This is a genomic window from Candidatus Minimicrobia sp. QA0096, assembly GCF_963967315.1.
Lineage (GTDB): Bacteria > Patescibacteriota > Saccharimonadia > Saccharimonadales > Saccharimonadaceae > Nanosynbacter.
The window spans coordinates 256,764-272,018 of sequence record NZ_OZ017288.1; the positions used below are offsets into that span (position 1 = coordinate 256,764).

A 15,255-nucleotide genomic window follows, 5' to 3' on the forward strand; every position below is an offset into this window, starting at 1 on the left:
ACTCGCTCCGACTGGCCACGCAGTTGTACCTCTGCGGCTCCACATCAAACAAAGCTCGAATATTTAACTCTCGTACAATTACATAAGATAATAACACAAATATGAAGAAATATCAATTAAATAAAATTGGAGTATAATATAGTTATGGATTACAATAAATTAGCACTCGAACTACACGAAAAATACAAAGGTAAAATTACGACTAGCCTCAGAGATAAAGAGGAGCTTAATCGCGACAAGCTTAGCGCTTATTACAGCCCTGGCGTCGGCGCAGTCAGCCAAGCAATTGCCGAAAATCCAGCCGATTTACCAAAGTACACTTGGACAAACAATCTAGTCGCCGTAATCTCAGACGGCTCAGCGATTTTGGGCTTAGGCAATTTGGGACCAAAAGCCGCCATGCCAGTCATGGAAGGAAAAGCTTTATTATTTAAGCATTTTGCCGATGTCGACGCAGTGCCAATTGTGTTAGACGTTCACGAGCCAGAAGAAATTATTGCCACCGTTAAAGCCATTGCGCCAAGTTTCGGTGCCATCAACCTCGAAGACATTGCCGCACCAAAATGCTTTGAGATTGAAGAACGATTGAAGGCAGAATTAGATATTCCAGTCTTCCACGATGATCAACACGGCACAGCTGTCGTTGTATTAGCGGGCTTAATTAACGCCGCTAAATTGACAGGACGAGACCTGGCAGATTGCAAATTCGTGGTCATCGGCGCAGGCGCAGCTGGCACGGCAATCATCAAATTGTTAAATCTTTACGGGGCAAAAAACATCGTAGCGGTAGATAGCCGAGGAATTGTCGGAAAATCACGCACAGATTTGAACGCTGAAAAAACCGCGCTATTGGAATACGTCGACGCATCGCAATCTGGCTCAATTGAAGACGCCATCACTGACGCAGACGTATTCATCGGCGTATCGCGTGCAGGACTTCTCACTCCAGAATTAGTCCAAAAAATGGCGAAAGATCCAATCGTATTCGCACTAGCAAATCCTGTTCCAGAGATTATGCCAGATGTCGCCAAAGAAGCCGGCGTCGCAATCATCGGTACAGGTCGTAGCGACTTCCCAAATCAGGTCAATAACTCTCTGGCCTTCCCTGGAATTTTCCGCGGCGCATTAGATCACGGAGTTAAGAAAATCACCGATCAGCACAAATTAGCGGCTGCTGAAGCGCTAGCTAACCTGGTCGAAAATCCAACCGTCGACAAAGTCGTCCCAACTGCATTTGATGAGGGTGTTGTTGAAGCTATTGCGAATGTCATTAGATAAGCCTAAGCACCAGCACCGTACTTAGCCGCATCACGAGAGTTTCCATCTATAAACAGAGCCACTAACGACTCCTGGTTCTGTTTGTCGCAAGCTCCTAAGAATAAAACTACTTCAGTCACTCCAGCTTCCTGAAGAGATTTTTTAGTCTCACTTTCATCGGGCATATCTTCAATGCTGACTTTTGACACATAAACTCTCTTGGCGTTATGCGTTTGTTCTTTCCAGGCGTAAATTATAAACGGATAAAGCTCTCTTAATCTGTTATTTAAGCCAATTGGCAAACCGACAGACTTATCTTCTGAAGTTGCTACACATTTAGCAGCCATAGTTAATTTGTCCTTAATAATAGGTAGAATGTCCCGCTTCTTCTCGTCGTTTTCGTATCCAGTCATTTTATGCTCGACCTTTTTAGCCTCTTCAGTGCGCGCGTCGACTACTGCGACCACAGTACCGTCACCACCACGCTCAACATGCAGTACATCCACAATAGAATCTTCTTTAAGCCACGGAAACGTCTCGCTATCAAGCGTCACAGCATCTCCCGCCTTCAATCCAATTTCTACCAACTGAGAGCTGCCTTCTTCGATTGTCGGCTTCGATTTGTTTGATCTTTTTCTCTTAGCAACTTTTTTCAAAGACCCGCTCGCAATTTCACCCGCCACTTCGTAGGTTCTGAATTTTTCAGAAAGAACCTTTAGCTCACCTTCTAGAATTGACTCCATTTTTTCTTCCACCACGGATTTGGCAAGAGTTCGCACATTCGGACAATTTTCCTCAAATACAATTTCCGTATATTCACGAGCTAACAACTCCTCGTCCAGATCTCTCATCCCGTCCGCACAATCGAGTATGGTTTTAGCCCACTCCAAGTCTCTTTCATAATTAAAGAAGGCTTCAACGCGCTCCATACGTACATCAACATTGCTCTCGAGCATTGCATTAAATTCGTCATATTTAATCCCTGAAAAATCCGCCAACAGCTTGACTAATCTGTCCGTATTTTCACGAACTGGATCATATTCAGGCTGACTTACTTCAAATTCTATAAATGAAGAAGTATCATCTTTCTCATGAACACTATCAATCACAGTCTCCTTAGTCTCTAATGTGAGTTGTATATATTCAGAGTCGGCAGCATCTGGGCTAAGATTATTATTCCTCTGAAATTTCTTTACTTTAGGAATTTTATGTCCTTCAAGATTGCAATACTTCGGAACATTAACTTCCGCTATTTTAGCGGGAAAAATTTTATCTAACGACGATATAAAAGCATTTAGTGAGGCTTTATACTCCTTATTAAATTCCTCTTTTAACCGAGAACTCACTTCGTAAAAATCATAGCGGATCTCCAAATATTCAGGAGACTGGTCGTATGCATCCTTAGCCTGCTTAAGACTATCAATTACAGGCTTATATTTCTCAACCAAGTCCTTAAATATGGATGAATCTTTGGACACATCTTCATATATATATTCAAGGAAATTGATAACAGTATCAAAAATTTCACAGACAGAGTCTTTCTCAGACTCTGAAGATTCGCTATCGTGACAAGAGTGTTCCGGAATTTCGCTCATAAACTGATATTTTATCAGTTTATGGCTATAAAGTCAATTATATTACTCTGTTAACTTCTTCTAATGTTGTTTCGCCACGAAGAGCCGCCAACACGCCAGCCTGAAGCAACGTCACCATACCATCTTCTTTTGCAGCCTTTTCAATCGCTTCCGTATGAACATCTTCAACATCGCCGCGCAAGAATTTCTGAATATTTTCACTCACGACCAGTTGCTCCATTACTGGAATTCGCCCCTTGTAGCCAAACGGAACGTCATCCGTCGGCACCGCACGCCAAAGCTTAAACGTATCCAAATCTGGGCAATCAACATTCTCTGGCAAATCCTTCAAGACTTCTTTTACCCACTTACGAGTCGCCCCGTCTGGCTCATATTCTTCCTTGCTATCATCCCACAATCTTCTCACTAGTCGTTGAGCAATAACCAGCCGAACCGCCGAGCTAAAAATCGGATTTTGCCCAATCATATCGATCATACGACTAAACGCCGCCGCAGTCGAATTGGCGTGGAAACTGGACAATACCAAGTGTCCCGTAATTGACGCCTGAATCGCAGTCTTCGCAGTTTCATTGTCGCGAATCTCGCCAACCATCACCACATCTGGGTCAAGACGCAAAACACTGCGCAAACCATCAGCAAACCTCTGTCCATTTGTCGTATCAATTGGAATCTGAGCAATCCCAGGAATCGTATTTTCTACAGGATCCTCCAGCGTGATAATCTTTCGATCCTGAGTATTAAGAGCGTTCAAAATACTATATAACGTCGTAGACTTTCCTGAACCAGTTGGACCAACCATCAACAACATTCCGCGCGGATGAGAAATAACTTCATCGATTTGCTCGCGCTCTTTCTTTGAAATGCTCAATAGATCCAAGTTCAACATTGACTCATCAAAGTTAAACAATCGAAGTACCAGATCCAAACCGTACACCGTCATCACGGCTTCCACACGCAAATTCAGCACGTGCGATGCGCCATCTCTATGAATTTCCTGCTGCATATGTCCAGACTGAGGCTCTCTGGAAGCGGTAGAAATATTCGCACGAGACGCCAAAGTCGCCATAATCACTCGATATCTATCCCTACTAAGTTCCGCCACCGTGTGCAAAGCTCCGTCAACACGCATCCGAATTCGAATCGATTCGCGCTGGTTCTCAATATGAATATCCGACGCGCCCAACAGATCCGCTTGGTCAATCAAATAATTAAACACGTCATTTGTGCCGACGGATGCCAAAGTCTGAGTAACCTGCGCCAGAGTATCGCTATCACCTTCCTTGGCAATTTCAATATTGTCGTAAATCACTTTTTTTGGCGGATCAAACCTAAGCATAATTGACCGAAACGCCGAACCAGAAATTAAGAAGAAGAAAATTCGCTTGCCATTTTCAACATACTGATCTCGCATCCGCTTCATCAACGATTCAGAAGTTTGCGACGTAACACCAAATCGATAAGACTGGTCTTCCTCATTAAAGGCTAACGGAACCAACCTGCCTTTATACATCTCTTCTATCGTTAAAACATCCTTAAGCAAAGGTAAAGTTTCTTCAAATTCCCGCCCGTCAAGATATTGAAGTCCTAAAATTGACGCTCGACGACGAGTAGCTTCCTCATCTTGCTCACGGCGTCGCGCCTGAATTTTATCTTCGTCCATATGAAAATTATACCAAAAAGCTTACGGTTTTACGAGTGATATAATAGTGATATGAATCCAGAAATTACCCTGTTAGTCCACAATATTCGCTCGACACATAATGTTGGGGCAATTTTTCGCACAGCCGAAGGATTTGGTATAAAAAAGATTATTCTTAGTGGCTACACGCCGTATCCAGAATTGAGTTTATGTAGCAAGGCGCCTGTTTGCGCGCTTGCCGATGGAGAAATTCGATCTGAAGATCCTCGCCTGCCGCACATTCGCGAAAAAATCACTAGCCAAATTCATAAAACAGCCTTAGGTGCGGAAAGTTTGGTGCCGTTTGAGTTTTATGAAGATATCAATGACTGGATTGAGAAAAATAGACAAACAGAAAACTTGCCAATTGTCGCGCTGGAGCAATCAAAAGACAGTGTGATGCTATCAGAATTTCAGCCGCCTGAAAAATTTGCGCTGCTACTCGGAGAAGAAGTCCACGGAATCACGCCGGAACTTTTGGAAAACTGCGATTTCACTGTAGAAATCCCAATGTTTGGTCAAAAAGAATCATTCAACGTGTCGGTCGCAACAGGAATTGCGCTGTTCGGACTGATTTTCCCGAGAATGAAATAATCTCAACAACGAATAAATAAATCCCTCAAGTCTGATTATTGACTTTATTAAACATATGTGTTATATTTGTATGAGCTTTCTTTGGAATCCCCCAGAGAAAGTAGTCCCCTACATGAAAGGTTCGAGGAAATGTTTGACATTTTCTTCATTCTCACAATTCTAGCAACCATGTATGTTGCATGGTACGCCTACAGGGCCCCTTCGGGGGTTAGTCACATATGGCACACGCTAGCCGCCGCGGCTGGCGGGTGGATGACAGTCTTTTTCATCTACTTCATGGTAGCAGAATCGCCACACCGGCCGATGTACCACACGGTGCTGGTGGCTTTGTTCTACTGCACGACGGCGGCCACTTACACTACCCTGCAAGAGAGAGGTAAGACAGAGGTGAGGAATGAACTGCGGGACAATAAGTCCCGCTGACAGTAGTATAGTTAGCCCGCCAGAGCAACCAGCTCAGGCTGAGGCCTCTGTCAGCGGGCTAACTATCACTTTAGAACTACGCACTCTTCACCCAGAGTGTTTTTTAATTGGCTCAATAGGTTATCATTAGCATCCACCTTAAACGGCAGACGCATGGCTGATTTCTCTTTCTCGCCCAGTACCAAAACCACGTCAGTCGTGCCAGCATTCTCGCCGCAAACAGACTTCATTTTCACTAACCGCGAATGGTCATTTGGGTCTTTAATATACACAAATAACTTTGAAGCGGGAATTTCTGGCGCAACATTAACAGGTGCCGAATGAGTTTTTGACTGCGGTTTGGCGGCGTCATTCTTTACGGCAGACTTCGGAGAAGCTCCATTTTTCTGATTACGATAAGCTTCACGGCGCTCTTTTTTTACAGCAGAGCTAATTTTTGGCGCATCCATTTTACGACCAGTCGACTCATAGCCATTGATATCGTTATCCGTAATCACAATAATATCATCGGCAATTAGTTTACTTTCATTGCCCAAATTTCCGTCACGATCTCGAGCTGAATTTTTACCAGAAACTCGAATCACCGCGTCCTGAACCAACTTAGCGCCAACTTTCTCATACAGATTTGGGAAAACAATTATTTCACCCTCGCCGAATTTATCCTCAATTCCCACGAACGCCATTTTCGAACCGCTTTTTGTGACAATTGTACGAACGGTGCTAATAATTCCCCCGACCGTCATCATTCGACTATCGTACTCAGGAACTAATTGCGTCAATGGTTGAGTTTGCTCGCTCAAATACGTTTCATATCTATCAAGTGGATGCGCCGAGATATACAACCCCAACAATTCTCGCTCCCACATCAAGCGCTCTTTATCATCGTGTTTCACGGGAGCCTTCTGGAGATGAAGAGTCGATTGGACATTCGCCGCATCATCGCCGCCCAACATTCCAAACAAATTGGTCTGTCCACTGGCGGCTTCTTTTTGGAGCTTGGACGCAAATGACGTAATGGAATCCAGATTGAATAGCAAATCAGATCGATCGCCCATATCATCAAACGCACCAGATTTAATAAGCGACTCCCAGGCTTTCCTGTTGAACTTGCTGGTTGAAACGCGCCTAGCAAAATCCTCAACTGACGTAAACGGTCCATCTTCGCGCGCTCGCAGAACTTCCTCGACCGCACCAATACCAACGCCCTTCACCGCCGACATTCCGAAACGAATTTTATTCTCATTCGGCACCACAGCAAACTCAACGAACGACTCGTTTACATCAGGGCTCAACACGCTAATTCCCATGTGCTTACATTCAGTAATTTCAATTGCCAGACGATCGGTATCATCATGGTCGCTAGTCATAAGCGCTGCCATAAACGCGTCGGGATAATGCGCCTTCAAATAAGCCGTCCAATAGGCGATCAAACCATAACAAGCGGCGTGCGACTTATTGAAACAATAGTTAGCGAACTCTTCCAGCTGAGTCCAGAAAGTTTCCGCAATTTCCTTAGTTGCGCCACCAACTTTAACCGCACCCTCGACGAATTCAGGCTTGACCTTTTTCATCAAGTCAATTTTTTTCTTACCAACAGCCTTACGCAACGTGTCAGCCTGACCACCAGTAAATCCACACCATTCCTTAGAAATCTGCATAAACTGCTCCTGATAGACCAAAATTCCATAAGTATTTTTCAGCGAGTTTTTCATTCCAGAATGCAAATAAGTTATTTCTTCCTCGCCGTGTTTGCGCCTAATAAAGCTGTCAATAAACTGCATCGGGCCCGGACGATAAAGAGCCACCATAGCAATAATATCTTCAAACGTAGTCGGCTTCAGTCCGCGCAAATATCGCTTCATTCCCGCCGATTCCAACTGGAACACGCCAGTCGTATCGCCGCGCTGAAACAGCTCATAAGTCTTTTTATCATCAAGAGGTAGCTCCGAAAGATTAATTTCTTTCTTATAAGCTTTTCGGATAATCCTCATGGCGTTATTAATAATCGTAAGGTTCGAAAGCCCCAAAAAGTCCATCTTCAATAGACCCAACTCTTCAACCTCACCCATCGGGAACTGAGTTGCCACCACACCCTTTTGCGCCATTTCAAGCGGAATATAATTAGCCAACATATCTGGCGCAATCACCACGCCACAGGCATGAACGCCGTGGCTACGAATCGTCCCTTCCAACTGAATTGCATAGTCCAGAACTTCCTTCGCAGTCGGATTATTTTCATATTCATTCCGAAGGTCCGCATCCTCTTTAATACTCACAGACAACGGAATGTGACGCCCCTGGTTTGGCGGCGGAACTAACTTCGCCAAGCGGTCGCTCTCGGCGTACGGAACCTCCAAAACCCTAGCCACGTCACGCACCGCCATACGGCCAAACATCTTGCCAAACGTTGCGATATTACTGACGTGATCCTCGCCATATTTTTTCGCACAATATTCAATCACTTCGTCGCGACGCGTATCCTGAATATCGACGTCGATGTCGGGCATAGAAATACGATCAGGATTAAGAAATCGCTCAAACAGTAGTCCATATTTCAGCGGATCAAGATCTGTAATGTTCAATGCATACGCAACAATAGAACCAGCCGCGCTACCACGCCCTGGACCAAAAACAATTCCTTGAGATTTTCCCCAGTTGATAAAATCCTGAACGATCAAGAAATAACCTTCATAGCCCATATTTCCCATCACGCCAAGCTCCATCTCAGCGCGCTCACGAACCTCCTCGGATAACTGAGGGATAATCTCGTCAGGATCCAACTTTTCAGCCTCCTCCTTCGAAGCTCCATTGTAACGTTGTAGCAAACCTTGATATGTCAATCTGAGCAGATACGAATGTTCGTTCTCGCCGTCTGGCAATGGATATTTTGGAATAAGAATCCGCCCAAGCTCAATCTCAACGTCGCAGCGATCAGCTATTTTTTTCGTGTTGCGAATAACTTCAGGAAATTCCTCGCCCCAGTGATCGATAATATCGCGCGGATCTGTCAAGTGAAGCTCAAAATCCTTCAAGCTCATTCGCTTTTCATCACTAAGATACGAGCCCGTCCCAACGCAAAGCAAAATCTCGTGCGCGTCTTGATATTCGTGCGTCAAATAGTGACCATCACAAGTCACCACCATTTCAATATCAAGCTCTTTCGAAAGCTTAATCAAGCCTTCGTTGATCTTCGCCTGCACGTCCCAGTGCGTGTTCGATTTCGGATGTCCGTGATCCTGTAGCTCCAAATAATAGCGATCACCAAAAATTGACTTATACCATTTGGCAATCTCACGAGCGCGATCATAATCATCCTCTTTCAGAGCGACGCCAATTTCACCACTTGCGCAACCACTCAGAACAATCAATCCCTCGTTCAACTCCTCCAGCAAATCATGGTCAATTCGCGGCTTATAATACATTCCCTCCAGATTAGCGCGCGTCGACAACTTCATCAAGTTGTGAAAACCCGTGTTGTTCATCGCCAGCACGGTCAAGTGAAAACGCTGCTTGTCCTTGCCCGGATCGCGGTCAAATCGCGAACGAGTCGCCACGTAAGTTTCAATTCCGATAATCGGCTTAATTCCCGCTTTTTTGGCAGTTTTGTAATAGTCCAGAATGCCGCTCATCGTGCCGTGATCGGTTACGGCGGCAGCCTCCATTCCGAGCTCCTTAACCTTATCAACCAAGTCATGAATCTTAGTCAATCCGTCCAGCACCGAATGGAAAGTGTGATTATGAAGATGCACGAAATCTGACGGCTTCAAAGCCGCCGACGATGATTGTTCGCTTTTCCCCTCAGTCATTAATAACAATTATAGCACGCTATTGACGACGTTGCATTGTCTCAATTAAGTGGTTGATAAAATCAGCCAACGGCGGAAAAATGTCGGCAAATTGCCCCAAAATCCAAATCAATATCGCGATCAATAATGTCGCACCCAAAGCACTTCCAAGGCCAAAGAAAATTCCGCGAACAAAATTCACCCAGTAAACCTGATGGCGAGATTTATGAAAATCAAAAAACAAATCCTCCAAAATCGCCCGACGAGCACCGTTTTCGTTATCACGAACGACTTTTTTTGCCAACTTATTTGACTGTTCTTTGGCTGACTTTTTCACTCTTTTTTACCTTCTTCTTTGAGAAAAATTTCGAGAAAAATCCGCTCTTTGAAGCGAAGCTTTTGGCTAGTTCTACGCCAATTGAAACCGTACTCACAATTCCATTCAGACTAGCAATTCGCTGGCTTATTGCCTCCACGTTCTGCTGGGTTTGGCGAATTTGGCGCGTTAATTTGATGATGGAAATTGTCATAGCGATCATCATGATGACAAAAATCACCATCAAAATCACTAATATAATAAGCAATCCGTTCATGTTATTTATTATACATTATTTTAGACGATCCGTCAGATGGGCGCGCAATTTATCACCAAAGTTAGGATCACGCAATCCAAAGTCAATCACCGTCTTCAAATATTCCAATTTATCGCCAGTGTCATAATAAGTGCCGTTCGTAATCTCTACGCCATAGAAATCAAATCCGTCGTCAATCATTTGTTGCATAATTGGCTGAATTGTAAACTCGCCGTTGCCGTCAAATTCTTCCTTGGCTTTGTCTAGATAGCCGAAAATCTCGCCCGGAAGTAAATAGCTACTGACACTCGCCAAATCAGAAGGCGCGTTCTCCTTGCCCGGCTTTTCAACGATATTCGTCATTTTTATAACGCCATCTTTCACTCCTTGACCGTTGATAACTCCATAACGATCAAATTCCGCATCATCAGTTATCTTCTTACATGACAGAACCGCTCCATCTAGATTTTCTGATGCCTCGATCATCTGCTTGAAACGACTTGGACTAGCCGCAATAAAGTCATCCGCAAATGTGTAAATCACAGGCTCATCATGATGAATCAAATGCGAGGCGCAGGCCAAAGGTGTTGCGTTGCCGTACGGGCCCTTCTGGCGGATATAAATAAAGTTTGCCATCTCAGCCAAATTCTGCACCTCGTCAATGAACGGCTGTTTTTTAGGACCGCCAGCACGCAAATTAGCCAAAAGCTCTTCATTCGGCTCGTCAAAATGATCCTCGATTGCTCGCTTATTCGCGCTACCGATAATAATGATATCTTTAATGCCAGCCTCAACTAATTCCTCGACGACGTATTGAATAATCGGCTTATCAATCAGCGGCAGCATCTCCTTTGGCATGGCTTTAGTTTGTGGCAAAAATCGTGTACCAAAACCGGCAGCGGCGATGATAGCTTTAGTTGGTTTTCTCATATTTCAGCTCCTATTCCCTATTATTTCAGCAATTCTAAAGTCTTTCGCGAATCAGTTTCTGAGCAAGGCTTGGATTAGCTTGACCCTTAGACTTCTTCATGACTTGACCAACCAAATAGCCAATAGCCTTATCTTTTCCAGCCTTAATGTCTGCAATTGACGCCGCCGAAGCTGGATCGCTCAGAACTTCGTCAACGATTGCAGCAATCGCCGATTCATCAGAAACCTGTAATAAATTCTTCTCCTCAGCAAGCTTACGTGGATTTGTCGCGCCAGCCAGAAGCTCATTGAACAGTTCCTTTGCATTCGTGCTGGAAACTTCAGACTTCTCTGTCATTTCAGCCAATTCTATCAAATCGTCAACCGCCACACGTATAGATTCATTGTCCATTTGCGCGTCACTTTCGTCAGAAGCCGTCAATGCGCTCGCAAACCAATGCGCGACTCGCTTAGCGGAAGCCTCACCAGACTTTTCCTGAACTTCCAATGTAATCTGAGCATAATCCTGGTTAGACAAAAGCGAATTGATAACAGATTTATCCAAGTTCAGCGCGCTCCATTTTTCCCTATATTCACCCGGAAGCATCGGCACTTTGGACTGAATTTCAGTAATCACCTCGTCAGTCAGCACAACTGGCGGAATATCTGGGTCTGGCATATAGCGATAATCCTGCGCGTCTTCCTTTGACCTCTGAGAAATAGTTATTTGCTTGTCATCATTCCAACCTCTGGTTTCCTGAACAACTTCTTCGCCACGTTCCAAAATATCGACTTGACGCTTGAACTCATACTCAGCAGCCCTTTCAACGCTGCGGAAGGAATTGAGATTCTTAATTTCTGCGCGCTTTCCAAGCTCTGTTGCGCCCTTCTTTGCTACTGAAATATTAACGTCAAATCGCATATTTCCGTGGTACAAATTACCATAAGTCACGCCCGCATAAACCATCAATTTATGAAGTTCCGAAACGTAAGCTTTAGCCTCCTCAGCCGAATGCATATCCGGCTCAGAAACAATCTCAATCAACGGCGTGCCAGCACGGTTAAGATCGACCAACGAATAGCCGTCGTGATGCGTTAACTTACCAGCATCTTCCTCCATGTGAGCATGATGGATTCGCACGCGTTTCAAAGAACCATCTTCCAATGGCGCATCGACATATCCAGCCAAAATAATCGGATTATACATCTGTGAAGTCTGATAGCCCTTTGGTAAATCTGGATAAAAATAATGCTTTCGATCAAATCGGCTAACGTGCGCAATCGGCGAATTCAAGGCTTTTCCAGCGAGAACCGCCAACTCAACAGCGTGTTTATTCAAAACCGGCAACATCCCCGGCAAACCAAAATCAATCTGATGCGTCTTAGTATTCGGCTCAGCGTCGCGAGCGTCATTGTCGGCCGGACTAAATAGCTTGGTTTTCGTCGCTAGCTGAACGTGACATTCGATACCAATTGTCATTTCATAATCGTCATATACACTCATTATAATGCTCCCAAATCTTTTAATGCCTGTTCAAAACTCGCCATAGCTCGACGAAAACTCTGCGCCGTTACCGTTACACTGGTTTCGTGGGCAATTTGATTACGCAATTTATGCGCCGCCCAAAGCCCATTTTCATCGCTCCAATATCCCTTGCGAGATTTCATACGTTCGCCCATCGTTTCGCCAGCCACGCCGCAGTCGCGCATAGCTTTGTCCAGCAATTTGTCCGCCTTCATTATCGCCATCTGCATACTTTCCGATTTTCTGGTTTCGACATTGCGCAAAATTTGCCGCCAAACCCTCTGGTACATTTCTTTGTCAATTTGACCGCGACCACGAGAAGTCAATTGAATGAAAATCATCAGCAAGGCGCCGATAATCAACGCCGCAACAACTATCGCAACCATCAATCCATCCATCAAATCTTCTCCACTTCCGAAACTAGCTTCAGCAAGTTCTTGTCCGACTTGTAATCGCCAATAAGCTGCACGCCAATTGGCAAACCTTCATCACTATTTCCAGCTGGCGCGGCAACTGCAGGAAGTCCAGCCAAACTTGCTGGCACAGTCATAATGTCCGCCAAATACATTTTTATCGGATCGCTAGCATTCTCCCCAATCTTAAACGCAGGAGTTGGCGCAACCGGCATCAATAGCGCGTCATATCTGGTAAATAACTTCTTAAATTCGTCAATAAGCAGCGTCCTGGCTTTTTGAGCCTGCATATAATAAGCATCGAAAAATCCGCTTGACAATACAAAACTTCCTATCATGATTCGTCGCTTATTCTCAGTCATAAATCCTTCATTTCGACTACGACCATAAAGTTCCGCCAAAGTTTTCACTTCCGCCGCTCGATGACCATATCGCACACCGTCATATCGCGCCAAATTTGAGGACAATTCCGCCGGCACAATTATGTAATACATCGCCAGAGAATGTTGCATCATGCTCAAATCTACTTCCTCGATTTCGTAACCAAGCTGCTTCAATTTCTCCGCATAATCAAGCGTTTTTTGGCGAACTTCCGCGTCCACGTCGTCGGTCATACACTGCTTGACTAGACCTATCTTTTTCTTTGCGAATTCTGGCTGATTATTCCAAAAATCAGGCAAAGTCGTCATATCTTTATCATCGCGACCAGCCATAATTTCCATCACCAAATCAGTATCTTCTGCGTTCGTAGCAAAACAACCAATTGTGTCCGTACTTGACGCCATCGCTACTACGCCATAACGGCTAACCGCCCCATAAGTCGGCTTAATTCCAACCACTCCGTTAAAGCTGGCTGGCTGACGAATCGAACCACCAGTATCCGTACCAAGCGCAAACGGAACCACGTCAAGCGCCGTGACTACCGCCGATCCACCAGATGATCCGCCAGCAACTCGCGTTTTATCAGCAGCATTCTTGGTTGGACCAAATGCCGAGTTTTCCGTCGAACCACCGTGTGCAAAAGCATCCAAGTTCGCCTTACCGATGAAAATCGCACCTTCAGCTTCCAATTTCTCAACAGCCGTCGCCTGTAATGGCGCATTAAAGTTTTCTAGCATTTTTGAAGCGGCAGTCGTTGGCGCACCAAACGCCAAAAAATTGTCCTTCACAACAAATGGCACGCCCGCCAATCGCCCAGAAATCTCGCCAGCATCAACTTTTTCTGCTCGCTCCAGTGCACGCTCTTCCGTCAAGCTAAGCAGCGCATTATACTCCCCAATTTCACGCGCTCGTCGTAATACTTCTTTTACATTCTCAACTGCGCTCTTGCCGATAAAATCACTAATCTCACTCATTACAATACCTGCGGAACTTTCACTTGGTTATTCTGTTTTTCCGGCGCCAAATCGAGCAGGCTCTCAACAGAAATCCCCACTTGAACTTCATCTTCGCGCCACACATTGCTCAGCCCCGTAACCTGATAAGTCGGCTCAACACCCGACACGTCAAGCTCACTCAACTGCTCAATGTAGCCAATTATATTTTCCAAATCTTGGCGCAGTCCGTCGGTTTCGTCATCAGTTAATGCCAGACTACTCAAACTCGCCAAGTGCTGAATATCGCTGGTAGAAATAGTTATCATATCAATATTATACCACTAAAAAAAGCCGCCCACTAAAATGAGCGACTTTATTCTTCTCTGGGTTTTATTACATTGAGTAATCTTTATATCGGCTAGTGTAGTCTAATTGAGAAGGCTTTACTGCACTACCCGTGTTGTGTGCCTTAACGGCAATTGTAATAGCGCCAGTCAATAATACGACAGAAGAAGCCACAATCAGCATCAAGGACAAAGCCTTTGACATGTTGCGTCCTTTGACAATTTGACAAATGAAGTAAGCGCTAGTAGCAACAATTGCAAGAGCTAATGCATATGGCAAGAATTCACCCAAGTACAAACTCTTATAGAATTCGCCACCGTCACCAACGCCGATAAATAGCAATGAGTTGATCAAAATGCTTACTAATCGAGCAACCAAGTCGACAGCTGGAATAATCAAAACCGCCAAACCGCCGTAAGTTACCAATTTGTAAGCTGTTCGCTTTGTGTAGCCTTCACGCTCCGGAACAGCTTTTGATACGCGAGAGAATAGAACTAGTGACAATACAGCCAAAAGTACAGCAAACACTGACGCTGCAATAATTCCCGTTCCCTGAGTTACCATTGATGGCGCGAAAAATCCGCCAACACTTCTTAATAACATTGATGTTGAATTCGTCCACAAACCAAACACCTTGGTTATGATGTCAATCAGCAACATGACTGAAACAATCGCTGAGCCCATTGCTAAAGCGTATTCCAAAGTTAGCATCTTTGCCTTGCCCTTATTTGGGTCTTCGTATGCGTATTGTGGATATGCCTGGTAAGCATTTGGTTGCATCGGCATTTCTGGTTGCGCGACGTTTGTTGGCTGTGGCTGTTCTTTTGCTGCCATAATCCCTCC

13 protein-coding genes are annotated in these 15,255 nt (G+C 44.7%); 2 read left to right on the forward strand and 11 right to left on the reverse strand.

Annotation, left to right across the window (positions count from 1 at the left end; all coding sequences use genetic code 11):
- The first annotated feature begins 144 nt into the window (after window positions 1–144).
- Entirely contained in the window at window positions 145–1,278 is a 1,134-nt protein-coding gene (locus AACH20_RS01385; protein WP_338503444.1) for an NAD(P)-dependent malic enzyme, read from the forward strand.
- Between the two features lie 2 nt (window positions 1,279–1,280).
- On the opposite strand, the gene AACH20_RS01390 is transcribed toward AACH20_RS01385, so the two are convergent.
- The gene (locus AACH20_RS01390; protein ID WP_338503447.1) at window positions 1,281–2,852 is read right to left on the reverse strand and encodes a hypothetical protein; all 1,572 of its coding nucleotides are present in this window, start codon (window positions 2,850–2,852) and stop codon (window positions 1,281–1,283) included.
- A 37-nt stretch (window positions 2,853–2,889) separates the two neighbouring features.
- Window positions 2,890–4,512 carry a GspE/PulE family protein gene (locus AACH20_RS01395; RefSeq protein WP_338503449.1) on the reverse strand — a complete coding sequence of 541 codons (1,623 nt, stop codon included), beginning with the start codon at window positions 4,510–4,512 and terminating at the stop codon, window positions 2,890–2,892.
- A gap of 51 nt (window positions 4,513–4,563) precedes the next feature.
- Between AACH20_RS01395 and AACH20_RS01400 the strand changes: the two genes are divergently transcribed.
- Window positions 4,564–5,124, forward strand: a complete 561-nt coding sequence (locus AACH20_RS01400; protein WP_338503451.1) for a TrmH family RNA methyltransferase — start codon at window positions 4,564–4,566, stop codon at window positions 5,122–5,124.
- 488 nt (window positions 5,125–5,612) lie between these two features.
- Here the strand turns inward: AACH20_RS01400 and dnaE are convergent, their stop codons facing one another.
- From dnaE to AACH20_RS01445, 9 genes are all read right to left on the reverse strand, one after another.
- Window positions 5,613–9,353: a DNA polymerase III subunit alpha gene (gene dnaE / locus AACH20_RS01405; protein WP_338503453.1), complete on the reverse strand. Its 3,741-nt coding sequence runs from the start codon at window positions 9,351–9,353 to the stop codon at window positions 5,613–5,615.
- Between the two features lie 19 nt (window positions 9,354–9,372).
- Window positions 9,373–9,669, reverse strand: a complete 297-nt coding sequence (locus AACH20_RS01410) for a DUF5665 domain-containing protein (RefSeq protein ID WP_129635164.1) — start codon at window positions 9,667–9,669, stop codon at window positions 9,373–9,375.
- On the reverse strand, window positions 9,638–9,925 hold the full coding sequence (locus tag AACH20_RS01415; protein ID WP_243813046.1) for a hypothetical protein: 288 nt from the start codon (window positions 9,923–9,925) through the stop codon (window positions 9,638–9,640). The genes AACH20_RS01410 and AACH20_RS01415 overlap by 32 nt, the downstream gene beginning before the upstream one ends.
- A 15-nt stretch (window positions 9,926–9,940) precedes the next feature.
- Window positions 9,941–10,834: a UTP--glucose-1-phosphate uridylyltransferase gene (locus AACH20_RS01420; RefSeq protein ID WP_338503456.1), complete on the reverse strand. Its 894-nt coding sequence runs from the start codon at window positions 10,832–10,834 to the stop codon at window positions 9,941–9,943.
- Between the two features lie 34 nt (window positions 10,835–10,868).
- Window positions 10,869–12,317 (reverse strand): Asp-tRNA(Asn)/Glu-tRNA(Gln) amidotransferase subunit GatB, encoded by a 1,449-nt coding sequence (gene gatB, locus AACH20_RS01425; protein ID WP_338503458.1) that lies wholly within the window; start codon window positions 12,315–12,317, stop codon window positions 10,869–10,871.
- Window positions 12,317–12,736: a hypothetical protein gene (locus AACH20_RS01430; protein WP_146423190.1), complete on the reverse strand. Its 420-nt coding sequence runs from the start codon at window positions 12,734–12,736 to the stop codon at window positions 12,317–12,319. The genes gatB and AACH20_RS01430 overlap by 1 nt, the downstream gene beginning before the upstream one ends.
- A complete protein-coding gene (gene gatA, locus AACH20_RS01435) occupies window positions 12,736–14,106 on the reverse strand; it encodes an Asp-tRNA(Asn)/Glu-tRNA(Gln) amidotransferase subunit GatA (protein WP_338503461.1) in 1,371 nt (456 codons plus the stop codon). Before gatA ends, AACH20_RS01430 begins: the two co-directional genes overlap by 1 nt.
- Window positions 14,106–14,393 carry an Asp-tRNA(Asn)/Glu-tRNA(Gln) amidotransferase subunit GatC gene (gene gatC / locus AACH20_RS01440; protein WP_338503463.1) on the reverse strand — a complete coding sequence of 96 codons (288 nt, stop codon included), beginning with the start codon at window positions 14,391–14,393 and terminating at the stop codon, window positions 14,106–14,108. Before gatC ends, gatA begins: the two co-directional genes overlap by 1 nt.
- Window positions 14,394–14,460: 67 nt before the next feature.
- Window positions 14,461–15,246, reverse strand: a complete 786-nt coding sequence (locus AACH20_RS01445; RefSeq protein WP_338503466.1) for a hypothetical protein — start codon at window positions 15,244–15,246, stop codon at window positions 14,461–14,463.
- Between the last annotated feature and the right edge of the window lie 9 nt (window positions 15,247–15,255).